This is a genomic window from Streptomyces canus, from assembly GCF_041435015.1.
GTDB classification, from domain to species: Bacteria; Actinomycetota; Actinomycetes; order Streptomycetales; family Streptomycetaceae; genus Streptomyces; species Streptomyces canus_G.
This window is the reverse complement of the sequence record NZ_CP107989.1, coordinates 3,237,640-3,259,194: the sequence shown is the minus strand read 5'-3', so window position 1 is coordinate 3,259,194 and position 21,555 is coordinate 3,237,640. Positions and strand designations below refer to the sequence as shown.

Genomic DNA, 21,555 nt, shown 5'->3' with positions numbered 1-21,555 from the left:
GTGGCTGTTCCGAAGCGGAAGATGTCGCGCAGCAACACGCGCCACCGCCGGTCGCAGTGGAAGGCTGCGGTCCCCACCCTGGTTGCGTGCGAGCGCTGCCACGAGCCCAAGCTGCAGCACATCGCGTGCCCTGCTTGTGGCACCTACAACAAGCGCCAGGTCCTCGAGGTCTGAGCGGCTGGTGAGAGGCACTGTGTCCACGCCGAAGAAGAACGCGGGCGACAACCAGGCCTCGTCCCACACGCTGTTGGAAGGGCGGCTCGGGTACAAACTCGAGTCCGCCCTTCTGGTGCGTGCGCTGACCCACCGTTCGTACGCGTACGAGAACGGCGGTCTGCCGACCAACGAGCGGCTGGAGTTCCTCGGGGACTCCGTGCTCGGCCTCGTGGTCACGGACACGCTGTACACCACCCACCCCGACCTGCCCGAAGGCCAACTGGCCAAGTTGCGGGCCGCGGTGGTCAACTCACGCGCACTGGCGGAGGTCAGCCGTGGGCTCGACCTGGGCTCCTTCATCCGGCTCGGCCGTGGTGAAGAGGGCACGGGCGGCCGGGACAAGGCATCCATCCTCGCCGACACCCTGGAAGCGGTGATCGGCGCGGTCTATCTCGACCAGGGTCTCGAAGCGGCCTCCGAACTGGTGCACCGCCTGTTCGACCCCCTGATCGAGAAGTCCTCCAACCTCGGTGCCGGCCTGGACTGGAAGACCAGTCTCCAGGAGCTCACCGCGACCGAAGGACTCGGCGTGCCCGAGTACCTGGTCACGGAGACCGGCCCCGATCACGAGAAGACCTTCACTGCTGCCGCCCGCGTCGGAGGCGTCTCGTACGGCACCGGCACCGGCCGCAGCAAGAAGGAGGCGGAGCAGCAGGCCGCGGAGTCCGCCTGGAGGTCCATCCGGGCCGCCGCGGACGAGCGCGCCAAGGCGGTGGCCGAAAAGGCCGTCGAGGCCGTTGAGGTCGTCGAAGCCGCCAAGAACGACGACGAAGGTCCGTCGTCCGTCTCCGCCTGACGCCTGGAAGCCCCAGCGCGTCCGGAAGAACAGCGCAGCCGAGCGCCTGCCCCCGAACACCGGGGCGGGCGCTCGGTTCATACACCGGTCCGTGACGGGGGAGTCCCATGCCCGAGTTGCCCGAGGTCGAGGTCGTGCGGCGGGGCCTCGCGCGGTGGGTCGCCCACCGTACGGTCGCCGAGGCCGAGGTGCTGCACCCGCGTGCGGTCCGCCGTCACCTCGCCGGTGCCGACGACTTCGCGCACCGCCTCAAGGGTCACCGCGTCGGCACCCCGCGCCGCCGCGGGAAGTACCTCTGGCTGCCCCTGGAGGACACGGACCAGTCGATCCTGGCCCACCTCGGCATGAGCGGCCAGCTACTGGTCCAGCCGCATGCCGCGCCCGACGAGAAGCACCTCAGGATCCGGGTGCGGTTCGCCGACGAGGTCGACACCGAGCTCCGCTTCGTCGACCAACGGACCTTCGGCGGGCTGTCGTTGCACGACAACACCCCCGACGGCCTGCCCGACGTCATCGCGCACATCGCGCGCGACCCCCTCGACCCGCTCTTCGACGACGAGGCCTTCCACCAGGCCCTGCGCCGCAAGCGCAGCACCATCAAACGGGCCTTGCTCGACCAGTCGTTGATCAGTGGAGTCGGCAACATCTACGCGGACGAGGCCCTTTGGCGCTCCCGCATCCACTACGAGCGCCCCACCGCGAACTTCACCCGCCCGCGCACGACCGAACTCCTGGGCCACGTCCGGGACGTGATGAACGAGGCCCTCGCGGTCGGCGGCACCAGCTTCGACAGCCTCTACGTCAACGTCAACGGTGAGTCCGGGTACTTCGACCGGTCCCTCGACGCGTACGGACGGGAGGGGCTGCCGTGCAAGCGGTGCGGTACGCCGATGCGCCGACGGCCCTGGATGAACCGGTCCAGCTATTTCTGCCCGAGGTGTCAGCGGGCGCCACGCGTCACGTCGTAACGCTCGCGGGCGGCCAGGACGTCGTCCATGCGGCCCTCGACGAAGTGGATGAGGCCCAGCAGCCGCTCGGCGACCTCGCGGCCCAGCGGGGTCAGTTCGTAGTCGACCCGGGGCGGGTTGGTGGGCTGGGCCTCGCGGTGCACCAGGCCGTCGCGCTCCAGCGCCTGGAGCGTCTGGGAGAGCATCTTCTCGCTCACGCCGTCGACCCGGCGGCGCAGCTCGTTGAAGCGCAGCGAGCCCTCGTACAGGGCGCCGAGGGTGAGTCCGCCCCAGCGGCCCGTCACGTGCTCCAGCGTGCCGCGCGAGGGGCAGGCCTTGGCGAACACGTCGAACGGGAGGTCCCGCGCCTCCAAGGGCTGCTGCGTGGTGTCCATATCACGAGCGTACTGGAAGACGGCACTAACCAACAGACGGCACTAACTTGTAGTTAGTGCCATCTGTCTCGGCGTCCTCTAGTAGCCGAAGTCCTGCGTCCACCAGGGGCCGCCCGAACCGAAGACCACACCGACGCCCAGCGTCTTGAAGTCACAGTTCAGTATGTTGGCCTTGTGGCCGGGGCTGTTCATCCAGGCCTCCATCACCGCCGCCGGGTCGGACTGGCCGCGGGCTATGTTCTCGCCGCCGAGGCTCGTTATCCCGGCCTGCGCGGCCCGGTCCCACGGCGTGGCGCCGCTCGGGTCGGTGTGGTCGAAGAAGCCCTGGTCGGCCATGGCCTTGCTGAAGGCCCCGGCGAGATCGGCCAGCGCGCTGTTGGCGGCGACCGGGCTGCAGCCGACGTTCGCCCGCTCGGCATTGACGAGCCTGAGCACCTCGGCGGCCGCGGCGGCCTCGGTCGAGACCTCCACGGGCGCGGTGGTCTCCTTCTTCGCCGGCTCCCTCTCCTTCTGAGAAGGCGTCGTCTTCGGCTTCTTGCTCGGCGGGGCCGCCGGCTTCTTCGTCGGCTTCTCGGTCGGCGTGGCCGTCGAGGTCGAGGGCGAGGGGGAAGGTGAGGGCGAGGAGGCGCGGTCGGCGTCCCGGCTCGTCGAGCTGCCGTCCTCACGGCTGTCGGCGCTGCCGGAGGTGCCACCCTGCTCGGCCGGGGAGTTGGTCGGAGTGCCCGCCGCCTGCACATCGCCGCCGGTGGTGCTGCCGCCGCCGAGCTTGTAGTTGTCCAGGCCGGGCACCACACCGGTGGCGACCGCGACCGTGCCGATCGCGACGGCCGCCGAGACCCCGAGCAGACCGGTCTTGACCGGCGTCACGAGGTTCCTCTTGCGCCGGCGGTGCGACCCGCTGCGCCGGGAACCGTCGGCGGGCGTGTAGCCCTCGCCGCGGTAGAGCGCGTACTCCTCCTCCGACGCGAACAGGTAGGCGTCACTGCGCGCGTAGGGGTCGGGGTCTTCCTGGCCTCGGTAGGTCGCGGTGCCCGCCGAGGCGAAGTTGTACGAGTCCTGTGGGTCGTAACCGCTCCCGTAGGAGCTGTGTGTCGCTGTGACCCCCGTGGCGCGGCCCGTGGCGGCGCGGCCGGCGGCGGAGCGTCGGTGGCGTCCCATGTGCTTGCCTTCCTAGTCCTCGTTCGTGAGGTCGACGCGTCCCCCCGGGTCAACCAAAGTCACAAAACCCACACCATCGAGTGAGTTTCGTATGAGATTCATTGGCAGCGGACAGTACCGCATGGCGCCTGGGGAGGGAGTGCCCAGAGAGACATTGCCCGGTTAGGTTGCACCCATGAGCGAGGATGTACGACTGGTCGCCTGGGTGCGCGGACGCGTCCAAGGTGTGGGTTTCCGCTGGTTCACGCGGGCCAAGGCCCTGGAGATCGGCGGCCTGAGTGGTTTTGCTCTCAATTTGGACGACGGACGCGTGCAAGTGGTCGCGGAGGGCCCGCGAAAGGGATGCCAGGGACTCCTCGACTGGCTCCTGGGCGACGACACGCCCGGCCGCGTAGACGGTGTCACCGAGATCTGGGACACACCTCGTGGGGGTTACGACGGCTTCGCCATCCGATGAGCCGTTTCTGTAAAACGGCCCAGGCGGAAGCGGAGGGACATGCCGCTGGCACCTGCCCGGAGCAGAAAGTCGCTGGTGGTTGCCAAGAAGGCCGTGCCGTGGCAAGCTCCGCGGCTAAGACTGATCGTCACGTCCCGAGGGCCCCGAGGGAGCCGCAGCGCCACCGTCTCAGGTCGCGCCGGACCGGGTTGTCCGCCAATACGGGGCGTGATCGTGTTGACCGTCAAACTTTTTGGTGAGACGCTGAAAGCACCCCGCGCACCTTAGCTGTTTGGCATGGATGAACAGCAGTATGAACTCAAGAGTGTCAAGCACCGCGGGTGCGAATCCCTCACGACCCACACCGCTTCGGTCGGTCACTCAGTGTGGAGGACCATCCATCATGGCAAAGGCGCTTCTCGGTTACGTCGGCGGCTCCGACCCTCGACTCCTCGCCGAGATGCGACGGCTCCAGCAGCGCGTACAGGATCTGGAATCCGAGCTCGTACGGATCCAGGCCGAGAACGACGCGCTCGCGGCTGCCGCTTCTCACGAAAGTCTCCTGGAGAGCATCGACGCACACCAGGCGGAGCCTGCGCTCACCTGATCACTGCATCGCTCCACGACAGCTCACGCAGTGGTTGGGCGGCCTGTATCAACCGCTAAGTTGTCAGAGTTTGCAAGGGACGCTTCGGCGTCCCTTCTTTCTTGCCCCCGTGCATCCTTTCACCCTCTTAACGTTTGGTGTGCCCTGCACGTTCAACGGTGAAACCGCGGGCAACAACGCGTTCATGGAGTGAGACACCCCCGGAAGGTAGAGTCCAGCGGCGTGCACCTCAAGGCGCTGACCCTCCGAGGGTTCAAGTCGTTCGCCTCGGCGACCACGCTCCGGTTCGAGCCGGGGATCACGTGTGTCGTGGGGCCGAACGGCTCAGGCAAGTCCAACGTCGTGGACGCGCTCAGCTGGGTCATGGGCGAGCAGGGCGCCAAGTCGCTGCGCGGCGGCAAGATGGAGGACGTCATCTTCGCCGGCACCACCGGCCGCCCGCCGCTGGGCCGCGCCGAGGTGTCCCTGACCATCGACAACTCCGACGGCGCCCTGCCCATCGAGTACGCCGAGGTCACCATCACGCGGATCATGTTCCGCAACGGCGGCAGCGAGTACCAGATCAACGGCGACACCTGCCGTCTCCTCGACATCCAGGATCTGCTCTCCGACTCCGGCATCGGCCGCGAGATGCATGTCATCGTCGGCCAGGGCCAGCTCGACTCCGTCCTGCACGCCGATCCGACGGGCCGCCGGGCCTTCATCGAGGAGGCCGCCGGAGTTCTCAAGCACCGCAAGCGCAAGGAGAAGGCCCTCCGCAAGCTCGACGCGATGCAGGCCAACCTCGCACGCGTGCAGGACCTGACCGACGAACTCCGGCGCCAGCTCAAGCCGCTCGGCCGCCAGGCCGCGGTCGCCCGCCGGGCCGCCGTCATCCAGGCCGACCTGCGAGACGCCCGCCTCCGGCTGCTCGCCGACGATCTCGTACGGCTGCGACAGGCGCTCCAGGTCGAGGTCGCGGACGAGGCCGCGCTGAAGGAGCGCAAGGAGAGCGCCGAGCAGGAACTGAAGAAGGCCCTCCAGCGGGAGGCGCTTCTGGAGGACGAGGTCCGACAGCTCACGCCCCGGCTCCAGCGGGCCCAGCAGACCTGGTACGAGCTCTCCCAGCTCGCCGAGCGGGTGCGCGGCACGGTCTCGCTGGCCGACGCGCGCGTGAAGAGCGCGACCTCTGCGCCGCCCGAGGAACGGCGGGGCCGCGACCCCGAGGACATGGAGCGCGAGGCCGCCCGCATCCGCGAGCAGGAGGCCGAGCTGGAGGCCGCGCTGGAGGCGGCCGAGCACGCCCTGGAGGACACGGTCGCGCACCGCGCCGACCTGGAGCGGGAACTCACCCAGGAGGAACGGCGACTCAAGGACGTCGCGCGCGCCATCGCAGACCGCCGCGAGGGCCTCGCCCGGCTGGGCGGCCAGGTCAACGCGGCCCGTTCCCGCGCCGCCTCCGCCCAGGCCGAGATCGACCGCCTCGCCGCCACCCGGGACGAGTCCCAGGAGCGGGCGGTCGCCGCGCAGGAGGAGTACGAGGCACTGAAGGCCGAGGTGGACGGCCTGGACGCGGGCGACGCGGAACTGGCGGAGCGGCACGACGCGGCGAAGCGACAGCTCGCCGAGGCGGAGGCAGCCCTGACCGTGGCCCGAGAGGCGGTCACGGCGGCGGAACGCAGACGCGCGGCGACGCAGGCCCGGCATGAGGCGCTGGCAATGGGACTGCGGAGGAAGGACGGGACGGGAGCGCTGCTGGGCGCGAAGGATCGTCTCACAGGCTTGCTGGGTCCGGCGGCGGAACTCCTGACGGTGACTCCGGGGCACGAGGCAGCCTTGGCGGCGGCGTTCGGCGCGGCAGCGGACGCCCTCGCGGTGACCTCCCCGTCGGCAGCGGCGGACGCGATCCGCCTGCTGCGGAAACAGGACGCAGGACGAGCGTCACTCCTCCTGGCAGGCGGCGCCGAAGACGCGCCCTTCAGGGCCGCGGGCCTGCATCAAAGTGCGGCTCCGCCGCGGGGCGCGACCAGCCACGACGGCCCCGCAGACGCCACGCATCAGCACGCGGCAGACCTCGTCCGCGCCCCCCAGGACCTCCTCCCCGCAGTAAGACGCCTCCTCCACGGCATCGTCGTCGTCGGCACCCTCGAAGACGCCGAAGACCTCGTCTACGCCAACCCCCACCTCACCGCAGTGACCGCCGAAGGCGACCTCCTGGGCGCCCATTTCGCCCACGGCGGCTCCGCGGGCGCCCCGAGCCTCCTCGAAGTACAGGCCTCAGTCGACGAAGCGGCCGTCGAACTCGAAGAGCTGGCCATCCGCTGCGAGGAACTCACTGAGGCCCAGCACACCGCAGTCGAGCGCCGCACAGCATCAGCCGCACTGGTCGAGGAGCTCGGAGAGCGCCGCCGCGCCGCGGACCGGGAGAAGTCAGCCGTCGCCCAGCAGCTCGGCCGCCTCGCCGGCCAGGCGAAAGGTGCCGCCGGCGAGGCGGAGCGGTCCACCGCGGCGGCCGCGCGAGCGCAGGACGCCCTGGAGAAGGCGCTCGAGGAGGTCGAGGAACTCGCCGAACGGCTCGCCGTCGCCGAGGAGATGCCGGTGGAGGAGGAGCCCGACACGTCGGTACGGGACCGTCTCGCCGCCGACGGGGCCAACGCCCGCCAGACCGAGATGGAGGCCCGCCTCCAGGTCCGTACCCATGAGGAGCGGGTCAAGGGGCTTGCCGGACGGGCCGACTCCCTCGACCGAGCCGCCCGTGCGGAGCGCGACGCACGCGCGCGTGCCGAACAGCGGCGGGCCCGGCTGCGCCACGAGGCCGCCGTGGCCGAGGCTGTCGCCTCCGGTGCGCGGCAGCTGCTCGCGCACGTCGAGGTGTCCCTCGCGCGCGCGGACGAGGAGCGGACCGCCGCCGACGCCGCCAAGGCGCTGCGGGAACGGGAGTTGACCGCCGCACGGAACACCGGCCGCGATCTCAAGTCCGAGCTCGACAAGCTGACCGACTCCGTCCACCGCGGCGAGGTGCTCGGCGCCGAGAAGCGGATGCGGATCGAGCAGCTGGAGACCAAGGCGCTGGAAGAACTGGGTGTCGAACCGGCGGGGCTCATCGACGAGTACGGCCCCCACCAGCCGGTACCGCCTTCCCCGCCCGCCGAGGGCGAGGAACTGCCCGACGATCCGGAGCATCCGCGCAACCAGCCGAAGCAGTTCCACCGTGCCGAGCAGGAGAAGCGGCTCAAGGCGGCCGAGAGGGCGTATCAGCAGCTCGGCAAGGTCAATCCGCTCGCCCTGGAGGAGTTCGCGGCGCTGGAGGAGCGGCACAAGTTCCTCAGTGAGCAGTTGGAGGACCTGAAGAAGACCCGCACCGACCTGCTTCAAGTGGTGAAGGAGGTAGATGAGCGCGTCGAGCAGGTATTCACCGAGGCATACCGGGACACGGCCCGGGAGTTCGAGGGTGTCTTCAGCCGGCTCTTCCCGGGCGGCGAGGGGCGGCTCATCCTGACCGACCCCGACAACATGCTCACCACCGGCGTGGACGTCGAGGCCCGTCCGCCGGGCAAGAAGGTCAAGCGGCTGTCGCTGCTCTCCGGTGGCGAGCGCTCGCTCACCGCCGTAGCGTTGCTGGTGTCGATCTTCAAGGCTCGGCCCAGCCCGTTCTACGTCATGGACGAGGTCGAGGCCGCCCTCGACGACACCAACCTGCAGCGGCTGATCCGCATCATGCAGGAGCTGCAGGAGGCCTCGCAGCTCATCGTGATCACGCACCAGAAGCGGACCATGGAGGTCGCCGACGCGCTGTACGGCGTTTCCATGCAGGGCGACGGTGTGTCGAAGGTGATTTCACAGCGGCTCCGCTAGCCCTCCTTCAATACTTCAAGACTTGAACACATCCAGGTCAGACGTACCTGCAATCTCACACCAGCCGCCCTCTTGACTTCGAAACTTGAAGGCATAGTCTCGGCAATGTTGTTTTTACCTTCAGGTACCACCTATCTGGAAGGGTCGCCCCCAGCCGGCAGCGTTGCCGGTGGCCCGAGGAGTACACGTGACCAGCACAGAGCAGGCGTCCAAGTCAGGAGCCCAGGCGGCTCACCCCGATCATCTCGGGCACGTCATCTTCATCGCGGCGGCGGCCGCGATGGGCGGTTTCCTCTTCGGCTACGACAGCTCCGTGATCAACGGCGCTGTCGAGGCCATCCGGGGCCGTTACGACATCGGTTCCGCGGCCCTGGCGCAGGTCATCGCCATCGCCCTGATCGGCTGTGCGATCGGCGCGGCGACCGCGGGACGTATCGCGGACCGCATCGGCCGTATCCGGTGCATGCAGATCTCAGCCGTCCTCTTCACGATCTCCGCCGTCGGCTCGGCGCTGCCCTTCGCGCTGTACGACCTGGCGTTCTGGCGGATCGTCGGCGGCTTCGCCATCGGTATGGCCTCGGTCATCGGCCCCGCCTACATCGCCGAGGTCGCCCCGCCGGCCTACCGCGGTCGCCTCGGGTCCTTCCAGCAGGCCGCGATCGTCATCGGCATCGCCATCTCGCAGCTGGTCAACTGGGGCCTGCTGAACGCGGCCGGCGGTGACCAGCGCGGCAAGCTGATGGGGCTCGAGGCCTGGCAGGTCATGCTCGGCGTCATGGTGATCCCGGCCGTCCTCTACGGCCTGCTCTCCTTCGCCATCCCCGAGTCCCCGCGCTTTTTGATCTCCGTCGGCAAGCACGAGCGTGCCCGGGAGATCCTCGAGGAGGTCGAGGGCGACAAGATCGACCTCGACGCGCGCGTGGCCGAGATCGAGCACGCCATGAAGAGCGAGCACAAGTCGACGTTCAAGGACCTGCTCGGCGGGAGCTTCTTCTTCAAGCCGATCGTCTGGGTCGGCATCGGCCTCTCGGTCTTCCAGCAGTTCGTCGGCATCAACGTCGCGTTCTACTACTCCTCGACGCTGTGGCAGTCGGTCGGCGTCGACCCGACGGACTCGTTCTTCTACTCCTTCACGACGTCGATCATCAACATCGTCGGCACCGTGATCGCGATGATCTTCGTGGACCGCGTCGGCCGTCGGCCGCTCGCCCTGATCGGCTCGGTCGGCATGGTGATCGGTCTCGCACTGGAGGCGTGGGCGTTCTCCTTCGACCTGGTCGACGGCAAGCTGCCGGCCGCGCAGGGCTGGACCGCACTGATCGCCGCGCACGTCTTCGTCCTGTTCTTCGCCCTGTCCTGGGGTGTGGTCGTCTGGGTCTTCCTCGGCGAGATGTTCCCGAACCGGATTCGCGCCGCCGCGCTCGGTGTGGCCGCGTCCGCGCAGTGGATCGCCAACTGGGCCATCACCGCGAGCTTCCCGTCGCTGGCCGACTGGAACCTCTCCGCGACCTACGTGATCTACACGGTCTTCGCCGCGCTCTCCATTCCGTTCGTCCTCAAGTACGTCAAGGAGACGAAGGGCAAGAAGCTGGAGGAGATGGGCTGACGGCCCACGCGAACCCGGGGGGAGGGGCCAACACCCCGCTGCCCTTCTCCTCGCACCGTCCGCCGCCCCCGATCCGGCAACCGCTGGACCGGGGGCGGCGGTTGTTTGCGTGCGTCACCAGATGAGGACGCCGCCGCCGATCTCCAGGGCCTTGCGGATGCTCTCCTCGATGATCCGCAACCGAGTGTCGATCTGGTGCCGGTGCTCCTCGACGGTCCGTGGCCGCTGCGTGCCGTGGGCGACCTCGTCCAGACGGGAGCGCAGCAGGGCCACCTCGCGCCGGAACTCCGGCACGTCCTCGGCCTCGACATGGAGGTCGTCCTCGGCCAGTACGGGCAGGAAGCGCGCACCGAGCGAGCGCACGAACTCCGAGCCCCACACCGTCGTACGCCACGACTCGAAGCCGCCGGAGTGGTACACGCCCTCCGGCACGTCAAGTATCCGCCGCTTGCCGTCCGGCTCCCGGACGAAGACGTCCACCAACAGGCTCATGGGCTCAGTGGAGCATCGCCGAGTCCTCGTCGACCACCGGATAACGCCCGGCTCAGCCGTTCAGTGCCGGAATCACTCGTTCCGCGAACAACCGCAGGCTCCGCCACCCCTCCTCCACCGGCATACCGCCCGCCAGCGGATGCAGGACGAGGTTGTCGAGCCCCTGCTCCACGCACTCGTCCGGCGTCAGGATCCGGTACACGCCCTCCGCGCGCAGCTCCTCCACGCTCGCGGCCGCCGACCGCACCGCCGAGTGGATGTCGCCGGACTGCCAGGAGGCGTAGGTCCGGGCCTCGTGGAGGAAGTGCTCCCCGTGACGCGCCCACGCCTCGTCCGGGTTCTCGGCGATGTGCAGCAACGGTGTCTCGGCCGTCGGCATCATGGTCCAGCCCTCGGTGCCGTACTCGACGAGCCGCTCCTTGTAGTACGCCTCCAGTTCCGGGAGGTGGGCGCTGGGGAAGAAGGGAAGGCCGAGGCGGGCGGCTCGGCGGGCCGCGGCCTTGGAGGAGCCGCCGACCAGGAGGAGGGGGTGCGGGTCGGTGAAGGGGCGCGGGGTGATGCGTACCGGACGACCCCGGTACGCGAACTCCTCGCCGGTCCAGGCCTTCAGCAAAGTCTCCAGCAGCTCGTCCTGCAGGCGGCCCCGTCGGCTCCACTCCACGTCGAACAGGGCGTACTCCTCGGGCCGGTACCCGATCCCGGCGACCGTCACCAGCCGTCCGCCGCTCAGCAGATCCAGTACGGCGATCTCCTCGGCCAGACGGAGAGGGTCGTGCAGCGGGCCGATCACGGCGGAGACGGTGACCGCGATCCTCCGCGTCGCGCCGAACACCGCGCCCGCGAAGGCGAACGGCGACGGCAGCCAGTTGTTGTCGACGCCGTGGTGCTCCTCGGTCTGCACGGTGGTGATCCCGTGCTCGTCGGCGTACGCGGCCATGTCCAGGGCGGCCCGGTAGCGGGCGCTGAGGGAGGCGGGCGTCGCGCCGGGCTCGACGAGGTTGAAACGGACGACCGTGACGGGCATGGGGGTCCCCCTTCACCGGGCGGGTGGTGCGGGGACGGTAACTGACGAGGCGTCAGATTGCTATGGAGTCGGCACGCGGGCCGTAGGGTGCGTGCCGGATCAGATGATGGCGTCGACTCGTTCGGTCGACCGTCCGTCCGGTTCGGCGGTCGCCGGCTTCGGCAGGACCATGTACAGGAGCCCGGAGATCACGATCGTCGCCGCCCAGCCGAGGCCGTACTCGCCAACCGGGTTGTTCGAGGCGAGCGGCCCGGTGAACCAGTCGCAGGTGGTGAACAGCAGCCCGGCACCGAGCCCGGCCGCCCACGCGGTGACCGCCGCCGGGCTGAAGCCGCCCCGGTACCAGTAGGCGCTCGTCCGTGTCGTGTCGAGCAGGGCCTCGCCGTCGTACGACGTCCGGCGCAGCAGGTCCGCGCCGAAGACCCCGGCCCACGCCGAGAAGGCCACCGCGAGAAGGGAGAGGAAGGCGACGAACGTGTCCAGGAAGCTCGTCGCGGCCAGCATGAGGACACCGCCGAGGACGAGTGAGATCACCGCGTTGACCGAGACCGCCCAGTGCCGCTGGACCCGGAAGCCGAGGGTCTGCGCGGTGAAGCCCGCTGAGTACATGGACATCGAGTTGATCAGCAGCGTGCCGGCCAGGGCGATCAGGAGGTAGGGGACGGCGAGCCAGAGCGGAAGGATCTCGCCCAGAAAGGAGACCGGGTCCGGGGTGGAGGCCAGGTCCGGGGTCGCGGACGCCATGACCATGCCCATGAGGACCAGCGGCAGGACGACGACGCCGGCACCCCCCACCGTGTTGCGTACGATCGCCGCCGAGGAGGCCGTACCCGGCAGATAGCGCGTGAAGTCGGGGGAGGAGGGCACCCAGCTGATCCCGCCCGCGGCGATCAGGCCGATGGCCGCGATCATCGCCGACACCGGTCCCGCGCCCTGCCCGAAGACCTCAGCCCAGTCCGTGTCGACGACCAGACGCGCGAGCACCAGGACGGAGAAGGCGCCGAAGAGCCAGGCGGCCCAGGTGGCGCACCTCTGTACGGCGTTGATGCCCAGACCCGAGATCGCGAAGCTCGCGACCACGAAGAGCAGCAGCGTCACGACGATCAGCGCGGTGCCGCTGCGGACGCCGAAGAGGATGTCCAGGACGCTGAGCAGCGCGTACGCACCGGTCACCGCGTTGATCGTCTCCCAGCCCCAGCGGGCGACCCAGATCAGCGCCCCGGGCAGCAGATTGCCCCGCTGTCCGAACACCGCCCGGGACAGCGCCATGCCGGGCGCGCCGCCGCGCTTACCGGCGATTCCGATCAGCCCGACCAAGCCGTACGACACGATCGGCGCGGTGACGCCGACGACCAGGATCTGCCAGAAACCGAGGCCGTACGAGACGGACAGGCCCGCTCCCATGGTCAGGAGCAGGACGCTGATGTTGGCGGCGGCCCAGGTGGGGAAGAGCTCACGTGTCTTCGCGGTGCGCTCGGCCTCGGGGATCTGTTCGAGGCCGTGGACTTCGAGACCGCTCATGGGCAGCCATCGTACATTAGTCATACTAAAAGCCATTTTGTGGCTATTTTCCCCGTGTGAAAACACGAGCTGGGTTCGGCCGTGACCCATGGCCGATACTGGGTGCGTTATGGAAACCGTCATCCTTGCTGTAGTCATCGCCGTGGTCGTGCTCGGTGTGCTCGGCGGGCTCGTCGTCGGCAGCCGGCGCAAGAAGCCGCTGCCCCCGCCGCCTCCCGCCGCGCCCGACATCACCGCCCCTCCGGCCGAGCCGCACGTCGGCGACGAGGCCGAGACGCCGCGCGACGAACCGCGCCGGACCATAGAGGAGGTGGACCTTCCGGACGGCTCGGCGCCGCCCGTCGTAGAAGAGCTTCCCCCGACCGAGATCGAAGTCCCGGAGCCCACCGCCGGCCGCCTGGTCCGTCTGCGCTCCCGGCTCTCCCGCTCGCAGAACGCGCTCGGCAAGGGGCTGCTCACGCTCCTGTCGCGCGAGCACCTCGACGACGACACCTGGGAGGAGATCGAGGACACCCTCCTCACCGCCGACGTCGGCGTGGCCCCCACCCAGGAGCTGGTCGACGGGCTGCGTGAGCGGGTGAAGGTGCTCGGCACGCGGACCCCGGACGAGCTGCGCGGGCTGTTGCGCGACGAGCTGCTCAAGCTGGTCGGCACCGAGGTCGACCGCACGGTGAAGACCGAGCCCGAGGAGCGCAAGCCGGGCATCGTGATGGTCGTCGGCGTCAACGGCACCGGCAAGACCACCACCACCGGCAAGCTCGCGCGCGTGCTCGTGGCCGACGGACGGAGCGTGGTCCTGGGCGCCGCGGACACCTTCCGTGCCGCCGCCGCCGACCAGCTCCAGACCTGGGGCGAGCGGGTGGGTGCCCACACCGTGCGCGGGCCCGAGGGGGGCGACCCCGCCTCCGTCGCCTTCGATGCGGTGAAGGAGGGCAAGGAGATGGGGGTCGACGTGGTCCTCATCGACACCGCGGGACGGCTGCACACCAAGACCGGTCTCATGGACGAGCTCGGCAAGGTCAAGCGGGTCGTCGAGAAGCACGCTCCGGTCGACGAGGTGCTGCTGGTCCTGGACGCCACCACCGGGCAGAACGGCCTGGTGCAGGCGCGCGTCTTCGCCGAGGTCGTCGACATCACCGGCATCGTCCTGACCAAGCTGGACGGCACGGCCAAGGGTGGCATCGTGGTCGCGGTCCAGCGTGAGCTGGGCGTGCCGGTCAAGCTGATCGGCCTCGGAGAGGGCGCCGACGACCTGGCGCCGTTCGAGCCGGAAGCGTTCGTGGATGCGCTGATCGGCGACTGAGACGCCGTACCCGCGGCGCGCGAGAAGCCGTGGAGCGCGAAGAAGCGCCCGCCCCCGAGGTGCAGTGGGGAGCGGGCGCTTCGCTGCGTACGTCTACGTCTACGCCTGCGACCTGTGTGCCACGTACGCCAGTGTCCCCAGCAGCAGACGGGCCGCCGGCGGCTTCGTCGCCGTGTCCAGGGAAGGCGGGCGCAGCCACTGGACCGGGCCCAGGCCGCCCCGGTCCGACGGCGGAGCCGTGATGTGGCTTCCGGAGCCCAGGCCGCGCAGGTCGAGGGAGGCGGCGTCGTCCCAGCCCATGCGGTAGAGGAGTTCGCTCAGGTCGGACGCGGCGCCGGGGGCGACGAAGAACTGGGCGCGGCCCTCGGGGGTCGCGGTCACCGGGCCGAGGGGCAGGCCCATGCGCTCCAGGCGGACCAGGGCGCGGCGTCCGGCCGGCTCGGCGACCTCGATGACGTCGAAGGCACGGCCGACGGGCAGCATCACCGAGGCGCCGGGGAACTCGGACCACGCCTTGGTCACGTCGTCGAGCGTGGCCCCGGCCGGGACCGGGGGTGCGAAGTCGAGGGGGTGGGCGCCGGGGTGACGGCAGTCCGCGCGGCCGCAGGAGCACTCGCCGGCCGACGTGCGCGCGCCCGGGACGACGTCCCAGCCCCAGAGTCCGGTGAACTCGGCGACGGTGGTGCACTCCGAGGAGCGGCCGCGCCTGCGGGTACCGGAACGGATCTCCCGAATGCCGCCGATCGTGAAGCCCATGCCCCCTCCAACGGGTCCAGCGCGCCGGTGGTTACGCGACGGACGCGGTCAGTCACTCTCCGTTGCTTCTTCCGGGCGATGTCGGCGCTCGGAGGTGCCCCGGGTGGTGCGCTGGGTCATGTGCGCCCCTGAATGCACCGCTCCGCCTACCCCTGCTCGGTCTATGTCAAGTGAATCGTGTGGAGGCGACCGTGAGTTCATTCGAAGGGGTGGCGAATGGTGGCGTTTCCGGGATCGCCATGGCTGGACGCGTGATCGTAGGATTACTTTGAGTGCACGAGTCCTGGGGGCACATGCACGTGTGGGTATGCCGGAGGCAAGTCGGGTCCCCGTTCGAAGGCTGACAACTGCCGGACGAACGGCCCTATTTACCGGCATTCTGATAAGGCTTGGCGCACTCGGCGACAAGTGGTCTCAGGGATGGGGGCGTTCCAGTGGGCGGCAACAGCGGAAGCGGGACGGGCGCCGGGAGCGCCGCGCAGAGCTCCTCTCAGGCCGACAAGCGCCCCAACGAGCTGCTCACCTCCTGGTTCGTGCGCAGCGGTTGGTCGAAGGGCGAGCTCGCCCGCCAGGTCAACCGCAGGGCCCGCCAGTTGGGGGCCAACCACATCTCCACCGACACCTCGCGGGTGCGCCGCTGGCTGGATGGCGAGAACCCCCGCGAACCCATCCCCAGGATCCTGTCCGAGCTGTTCTCCGAGCGGTTCGGATGCGTCGTCTCCGTCGAGGACCTCGGGCTGCGGGCCGCCCGCCAGTCGCCGTCCGCGACCGGGGTCGACCTGCCCTGGACGGGCCCGCAGACCGTGGCCCTGCTCAGCGAGTTCTCGCGCAGCGACCTCATGCTGGCGCGGCGCGGCTTCCTCGGGACTTCGCTGGTCCTGTCCGCGGGCCCGTCCCTCATCGAGCCCATGCAGCGCTGGCTCGTCCCCGGCCCCGCCGCCACCCCGCACCGGGAACCCGACCCGGCCGCGTCCCGTCGCGTCGGCCGTCTCTCCAGGCCCGAGCTCGACCTCCTCGAGTCGACGACCGAGATGTTCCGCCAGTGGGACGCCCAGTGCGGCGGCGGCCTGCGCCGCAAGGCGGTCGTCGGCCAGCTGCACGAGGTGACGGACCTCCTCCAGGAGCCCCAGCCCGAGACCACCACCCGCAAGCTGTTCAAGGTCGCCGCCGAACTGGCGGAACTCGCGGGCTGGATGTCGTACGACGTGGGGCTGCAGCCCACCGCGCAGAAGTACTTCGTCCTCGCCCTGCACGCGGCCAAGGAGGCCGGCGACAAGCCGCTCGGTTCCTACGTCCTGTCCAGCATGAGCCGTCAGATGATCCACCTCGGGCGACCCGAGGACGCCCTGGAGCTGATCCACCTCGCGCAGTACGGCAGCCGGGACTGTGCGAGCCCCCGCACCCAGTCGATGCTGTATGCGATGGAGGCCCGCGCCTACGCCAACATGGGGCAGCCCGGCAAGTGCAAGAGGGCGGTCCGGATGGCCGAGGACGTTTTCGCCGACGCCGACGAGTGGGACGAGCCGGACCCCGACTGGATCCGCTTCTTCTCGGAGGCCGAGCTGTACGGCGAGAACTCCCACTCCTACCGGGACCTGGCCTACGTGGCCGGTCGCAGCCCGACCTACGCCTCCCTGGCCGAGCCCCTCATGCATCGGGCGGTGGAGCTCTTCTCCGAGGACGACGAGCACCAGCGGTCGTACGCACTCAATCTCATCGGCATGGCCACGGTGCATCTGCTCCGGCGCGAGCCCGAGCAGAGCACCGTACTGGTGGAACAGGCCATGCACATCGCCAAGAAGGTCCGCTCCGAGCGCGTCAACACTCGTATTCGAAAGACGGTCGACACGGCTGTACGCGATTTCGGTGATCTCGCCGAGGTCGTGGAACTCACCGACAAGCTTGCCGTGGAACTTCCGGAGACCGCGGAAGCCGTCTGAATCCCCAGAACCCCGGCCGCGGCCGGCCCTCCCGAACTGCCCGACTCGGCTCCCCCATGCCAGGTCACCGGAAGGCCGACCGCGGCCGGTTTCACTCCTTGAGCGAAGGTTGCGCCACGATAACGATCGACGCGGCCCATATCTGCCAGTTCATCGATGCGTAACACGCAAGGCGTCTTCGTCACGGCGGCGAAACAACGAGGGGCTTCCACCGAAACCGCGCTGCGTCAATCTCATGGCGCATAACCGGCCCACCCCTCATTCCGCTCTGGCTTCGCCCGCACGGGGCCGTACCTACGACGAGGAGACGCCGATGGCACCAACCGCCATCACGCTCGCCGCAGACAAGCTGTCTGTGGCCAACACAGGCTTCATGTTGATCTGTTCCGCTCTGGTGCTGATCATGACGCCGGGTCTCGCCTTCTTCTACGGAGGCATGGTCCGGGTCAAGAGCACCCTCAACATGCTGATGATGAGCTTCATCAGCATGGGTATCGTCACCATCCTGTGGGTCGTCTACGGCTTCTCCATGGCGTTCGGTACGGACCACGGCTCGCTCATCGGCTGGGAATCCGACTTCTTCGGATGGACCGGCATCGACAAGGGCGACATCTGGTCCGGATACACGATCCCGGTGCTCGCCTTCGCCGTCTTCCAGATGATGTTCGCCATCATCACGCCCGCCCTGATAAGCGGTGCGATCGCCGACCGCGTGAAGTTCTCCGCCTGGGCGCTCTTCGTGGCGCTGTGGGCGACGGTCGTGTACTTCCCGGTCGCCCACTGGGTCTGGGGCACCGGCGGCTGGGCCTTCGAGCTCGGTGTGATCGACTTCGCCGGTGGTACCGCGGTCCACATCAACGCGGGTGCCGCGGCGCTCGGTGTGATCCTCGTCATCGGCAAGCGCGTCGGCTTCAAGCGCGACCCGATGCGCCCGCACAGCCTCCCGCTGGTCATGCTCGGCGCCGGCCTGCTGTGGTTCGGCTGGTTCGGTTTCAACGCCGGCTCGTGGCTCGGCAACGACGACGGCGTCGGCTCGCTGATGTTCGTCAACACGCAGATCGCCACCGCGGCCGCCATGCTCGCCTGGCTCATCTACGAGAAGATCCGCCACGGCGCGTTCACCACGCTGGGCGCCGCCTCCGGCGCGGTCGCCGGCCTGGTCGCCATCACCCCGTCCGGTGGTGCGATCACCCCGATCGGCGCGATCTGCATCGGCGCCATCGCCGGTGTCGCCTGCGCCGCGGCCGTCGGCCTGAAGTACCGGTTCAACTACGACGACTCCCTGGACGTCGTCGGTGTCCACATGGTCGGCGGCATCATCGGCTCCCTGCTGATCGGCTTCTTCGCCAGCGGCAAGGGCCAGTCCGACGTCAAGGGCCTCTTCTACGGCGGCAACGCGGACCAGCTCTGGAAGCAGTGCGCCGGTGTCTTCGCGGTCCTCGCCTACTCCCTGATCGCCTCCGCGATCCTTGCCTTCCTGCTCGACAAGACGATCGGCATGCGGGTCACTGAGGACGAGGAGGTCTCGGGCATCGACCAGGCCGAGCACGCCGAGACCGCATACGACTTCAGCGGTGCCGGTGGCGGCGCCGCCCGGACCTCCGTCACGGCCCCGGCCGGCGACGCGGGCAAGAAGGTGGACGCATGAAGCTCATCACCGCCGTCGTCAAGCCCCACCGGCTCGACGAGATCAAGGAAGCCCTCCAGGCCTTCGGGGTCCACGGCCTGACGGTCACCGAGGCGAGCGGCTACGGTCGTCAGCGGGGCCACACCGAGGTCTACCGCGGTGCCGAGTACACCGTCGACCTGGTCCCGAAGATCCGCATCGAGGTCCTCGCCGAGGACGACGACGCCGAGCAGCTGATCGACGTCATCGTCAAGGCGGCCCGTACCGGCAAGATCGGTGACGGCAAGGTCTGGTCCCTGCCGGTCGAGACGGCCGTACGGGTCCGGACGGGCGAGCGCGGCCCGGACGCGCTCTGACCGAAGAACAGAACTGGAGCTGCTGGGTGACGAGCACGGACGTGCACAAGGACGTAGAGGACTCGGGACCCAGCGGCTACGCGGCGGCCCGGCTGCGCCTCCTCCAGGAGGGGGCGCGGTCCGGGCCGCCGCGCCGTTCGGCCCTCGCCGAGCTGACGGACGACTGGCTCTCGGGGCTGTTCACCGCGGGCGCCGAGGCGCTGCGCGGGGTCTCCCTGATCGCCGTCGGTGGCTACGGCCGCGGCGAGCTGTCCCCGCGCAGCGACCTGGACCTGGTCCTGCTGCATGACGGCAGCGACTCGGCCGCGGTCGCCGCGCTGGCCGACCGCATCTGGTACCCCGTGTGGGACCTCGGTCTCGCCCTCGACCACTCCGTGCGCACGCCTGCGGAGGCCCGCAAGACGGCCGGGGAGGACTTGAAAGTCCAACTCGGCCTCCTGGACGCCCGCCACATCGCCGGCGACCTGGGACTGACGGCGGGCCTGCGGACGGCGGTCCTCGCCGACTGGCGCAACCAGGCCCCCAAGCGCCTTCCCGAGCTCCAGGAACTGTGCGCCGAGCGCGCCGAGCGCCAGGGCGAACTGCAGTACCTGCTCGAACCCGATCTCAAAGAGGCCCGGGGCGGCCTGAGGGACGCCACCGCCCTGCGTGCCGTCGCCGCCTCCTGGCTGGCCGACGCCCCGCGCGAGGGCCTCGACGACGCCCGGCGCCGACTGCTCGACGTCCGGGACGCCCTGCATCTGACGACGGGCCGCGCTACCGACCGGCTCGCGCTCCAGGAACAGGACCAGGTCGCCGCCGAGCTCGGCCTGCTCGACGCCGACACCCTGCTGCGGCAGGTCTACGAAGCCGCGCGGGTCATCTCGTACGCCAGTGACGTCACCTGGCGCGAGGTGGGACGCGTCCTCAGGTCACGTGCCGTACGGCCGCGGCTGCGCGCCATGCTCGGCGGTGGCAAGCCGGTGGCCGAGAGGTCGCCGCTGGCGGAGGGGGTCGTCGAGCAGGACGGCGAGGTGGTGCTCGCCCGCGCCGCGCGCCCCGATCGCGATCCCGTGCTCCCGCTGCGCGCCGCGGCCGCCGCCGCACAGGCCGGACTCCCGCTCTCCCTGCACGCCGTACGGCGCATGGCGGCCGGAGTGCGCCCGCTGCCCACGCCGTGGCCCGCCGAGGCGCGCGAGCAGCTCGTGACCCTGCTCGGCTCGGGCCAGCCCACCATCGACGTCTGGGAGGCGCTGGAGGCCGAGGGGCTGATCACCCAAATGCTGCCCGACTGGGAGCGGGTGCGGTGCCGTCCCCAGCGCAACGCCGTACACATCTGGACCGTCGACCGGCACCTCATCGAGACGGCCGTCCGCGCCTCCGAGTTCACCCGGCGCGTCCACCGCCCCGACCTGCTGCTCGTCGCCGCGCTGCTGCACGACATCGGCAAGGGCTGGCCCGGCGACCACTCGGTGGCCGGCGAGATCATCGCGAAGGACGTTGCCGCGCGCATCGGATTCGACCGCGACGACGTCGCCGTACTCGCGACGCTCGTACGGCATCACCTGCTGCTCGTGGACACCGCCACCCGGCGTGACCTGGAGGACCCGGCCACCGTGCGTTCGGTCGCCGATGCGGTCGGATCACAGGGCACGCTGGAGCTGCTGCACGCGCTGACCGAGGCGGACGCCCTGGCCACCGGGCCCGCCGCCTGGTCGTCCTGGCGGGGCTCGCTCGTCGCCGACCTGGTCAAGAGGGTGGCCGCCGTGCTCGCCGGGGACGACCTCGACGAGCCGGAGGCCGCCGCGCCCACCGCCGAGCAGGAGCGGCTCGCCATCGAGGCGGTGGCGACCGGCAGCCCGGTGCTGTCCCTGCGCGCGCAGACCGAGCCGCCGGCGCTCACGGAGGGCCAGCCCGCCGGGGACCCCGAGCCGCTCGGCGTGGAGCTCCTCATCGCCGTACCGGACCAGCCGCGCGTACTGCCCGCTGTCGCCGGAGTGCTGGCCGTGCACCGGCTGACCGTCCGCACGGCGGAGCTGCGGGCCCTGGACCTGCCCGACGGTGTCGAGGGCTCCGTGCTCCTGCTGAACTGGCGGGTCGCGGCCCAGTACGGCTCGCTGCCCCAGGCCGCCCGGCTGCGCGCCGATCTCGTACGGGCCCTGGACGGCTCGCTGGACGTCGCCGGGCGGCTGGCCGAGCGCGACGCCGCGTATCCGAGGCGCCGGGGTGTCATCGCGCCCGCCGCACGCGTGACGGTCGCTTCGGCGGCCTCCCGGCATGCGACGGTGATCGAGGTGCGGGCCCAGGACGCCCCGGGACTGCTGTTCCGCATCGGGCAAGCGCTGGAGGACGCCGGGGTGCGGATGCGCAGCGCCCACGTGTCGACACTGGGCGCCAACGCGGTGGACGCCTTCTACGTCACCGACGGCAAGGGCGCCCCGCTCGGGGCCGGCGAAGCGGCTTCCGTGGCCCGGAAGCTGGAGGAGACCTTGCGGGGCTGACCGGGGGATCCCGGCTACGTGTGTCGCCGGGATACCCTGGAGGGCGATTCCCAGCTGCCAC

The 21,555-nt window shown here is 70.0% G+C and carries 18 protein-coding genes; 12 read left to right on the top strand and 6 right to left on the bottom strand.

Translation table 11 applies throughout. From position 1 onward, the window contains the following. The 3 genes from rpmF (at nucleotide 1) to mutM (ending at nucleotide 1,980) form a co-directional block, all read left to right on the top strand. Complete coding sequence (gene rpmF / locus OG841_RS14385) at nucleotides 1–174, top strand: 50S ribosomal protein L32 (RefSeq protein WP_006139588.1); 174 nt, start codon at nucleotides 1–3, stop codon at nucleotides 172–174. Nucleotides 175–193: 19 nt separating this feature from the next. Beyond that, a complete protein-coding gene (gene rnc, locus OG841_RS14380) occupies nucleotides 194–1,012 on the top strand; it encodes a ribonuclease III (RefSeq protein WP_328643667.1) in 819 nt (272 codons plus the stop codon). Between the two features lie 107 nt (nucleotides 1,013–1,119). Next, entirely contained in the window at nucleotides 1,120–1,980 is an 861-nt protein-coding gene (mutM, locus tag OG841_RS14375; RefSeq protein WP_371565541.1) for a bifunctional DNA-formamidopyrimidine glycosylase/DNA-(apurinic or apyrimidinic site) lyase, read from the top strand. Here mutM and OG841_RS14370 read toward each other — a convergent pair. Both OG841_RS14370 and OG841_RS14365 read right to left on the bottom strand, forming a co-directional pair. Continuing rightward, nucleotides 1,953–2,354: a winged helix-turn-helix transcriptional regulator gene (locus tag OG841_RS14370; RefSeq protein WP_328641106.1), complete on the bottom strand. Its 402-nt coding sequence runs from the start codon at nucleotides 2,352–2,354 to the stop codon at nucleotides 1,953–1,955. The genes mutM and OG841_RS14370 overlap by 28 nt on opposite strands. Nucleotides 2,355–2,432: 78 nt before the next feature. Next, on the bottom strand, nucleotides 2,433–3,512 hold the full coding sequence (locus tag OG841_RS14365; RefSeq protein WP_328641107.1) for a CAP domain-containing protein: 1,080 nt from the start codon (nucleotides 3,510–3,512) through the stop codon (nucleotides 2,433–2,435). Between the two features lie 175 nt (nucleotides 3,513–3,687). Between OG841_RS14365 and OG841_RS14360 the strand changes: the two genes are divergently transcribed. The 4 genes from OG841_RS14360 to OG841_RS14345 all read left to right on the top strand — a co-directional run bounded on the left by OG841_RS14360 (nucleotide 3,688) and on the right by OG841_RS14345 (nucleotide 9,995). Then, nucleotides 3,688–3,969, top strand: coding sequence for an acylphosphatase (locus OG841_RS14360; protein ID WP_057616505.1), 282 nt, complete (start codon nucleotides 3,688–3,690; stop codon nucleotides 3,967–3,969). Nucleotides 3,970–4,351: 382 nt separating this feature from the next. Then, on the top strand, nucleotides 4,352–4,555 hold the full coding sequence (locus OG841_RS14355) for a hypothetical protein (protein WP_057616507.1): 204 nt from the start codon (nucleotides 4,352–4,354) through the stop codon (nucleotides 4,553–4,555). A 222-nt stretch (nucleotides 4,556–4,777) separates the two neighbouring features. Then, a complete protein-coding gene (gene smc, locus OG841_RS14350; RefSeq protein ID WP_371565536.1) occupies nucleotides 4,778–8,389 on the top strand; it encodes a chromosome segregation protein SMC in 3,612 nt (1,203 codons plus the stop codon). A 187-nt stretch (nucleotides 8,390–8,576) separates the two neighbouring features. Continuing rightward, nucleotides 8,577–9,995: a sugar porter family MFS transporter gene (locus tag OG841_RS14345; protein ID WP_371565534.1), complete on the top strand. Its 1,419-nt coding sequence runs from the start codon at nucleotides 8,577–8,579 to the stop codon at nucleotides 9,993–9,995. A gap of 114 nt (nucleotides 9,996–10,109) precedes the next feature. On the opposite strand, the gene OG841_RS14340 is transcribed toward OG841_RS14345, so the two are convergent. From OG841_RS14340 to OG841_RS14330, 3 genes are all read right to left on the bottom strand, one after another. Beyond that, nucleotides 10,110–10,487, bottom strand: a complete 378-nt coding sequence (locus OG841_RS14340; RefSeq protein WP_328641110.1) for a hypothetical protein — start codon at nucleotides 10,485–10,487, stop codon at nucleotides 10,110–10,112. 52 nt (nucleotides 10,488–10,539) lie between these two features. Continuing rightward, nucleotides 10,540–11,511 carry an LLM class flavin-dependent oxidoreductase gene (locus OG841_RS14335; RefSeq protein ID WP_328641111.1) on the bottom strand — a complete coding sequence of 324 codons (972 nt, stop codon included), beginning with the start codon at nucleotides 11,509–11,511 and terminating at the stop codon, nucleotides 10,540–10,542. Between the two features lie 99 nt (nucleotides 11,512–11,610). Then, nucleotides 11,611–13,032, bottom strand: coding sequence for a cytosine permease (locus tag OG841_RS14330; RefSeq protein ID WP_371565531.1), 1,422 nt, complete (start codon nucleotides 13,030–13,032; stop codon nucleotides 11,611–11,613). Between the two features lie 109 nt (nucleotides 13,033–13,141). Here OG841_RS14330 and ftsY point away from each other — a divergent pair, with 109 nt between their 5' ends. Next, nucleotides 13,142–14,335, top strand: a complete 1,194-nt coding sequence (ftsY, locus tag OG841_RS14325; RefSeq protein ID WP_328641113.1) for a signal recognition particle-docking protein FtsY — start codon at nucleotides 13,142–13,144, stop codon at nucleotides 14,333–14,335. A gap of 99 nt (nucleotides 14,336–14,434) precedes the next feature. Here the strand turns inward: ftsY and OG841_RS14320 are convergent, their stop codons facing one another. Next, nucleotides 14,435–15,091 carry a bifunctional DNA primase/polymerase gene (locus tag OG841_RS14320; RefSeq protein ID WP_328641114.1) on the bottom strand — a complete coding sequence of 219 codons (657 nt, stop codon included), beginning with the start codon at nucleotides 15,089–15,091 and terminating at the stop codon, nucleotides 14,435–14,437. A gap of 434 nt (nucleotides 15,092–15,525) precedes the next feature. Between OG841_RS14320 and nsdA the strand changes: the two genes are divergently transcribed. From nsdA to OG841_RS14300, 4 genes are all read left to right on the top strand, one after another. Then, nucleotides 15,526–17,031: a transcriptional repressor NsdA gene (gene nsdA / locus OG841_RS14315; protein WP_328641115.1), complete on the top strand. Its 1,506-nt coding sequence runs from the start codon at nucleotides 15,526–15,528 to the stop codon at nucleotides 17,029–17,031. Between the two features lie 313 nt (nucleotides 17,032–17,344). After that, complete coding sequence (locus OG841_RS14310; RefSeq protein ID WP_328641116.1) at nucleotides 17,345–18,679, top strand: ammonium transporter; 1,335 nt, start codon at nucleotides 17,345–17,347, stop codon at nucleotides 18,677–18,679. Further along, nucleotides 18,676–19,014: a P-II family nitrogen regulator gene (locus tag OG841_RS14305; protein ID WP_003997576.1), complete on the top strand. Its 339-nt coding sequence runs from the start codon at nucleotides 18,676–18,678 to the stop codon at nucleotides 19,012–19,014. Before OG841_RS14310 ends, OG841_RS14305 begins: the two co-directional genes overlap by 4 nt. A gap of 26 nt (nucleotides 19,015–19,040) precedes the next feature. Further along, complete coding sequence (locus tag OG841_RS14300; RefSeq protein ID WP_328641117.1) at nucleotides 19,041–21,494, top strand: [protein-PII] uridylyltransferase; 2,454 nt, start codon at nucleotides 19,041–19,043, stop codon at nucleotides 21,492–21,494. The last annotated feature ends 61 nt before the right edge of the window (nucleotides 21,495–21,555 follow it).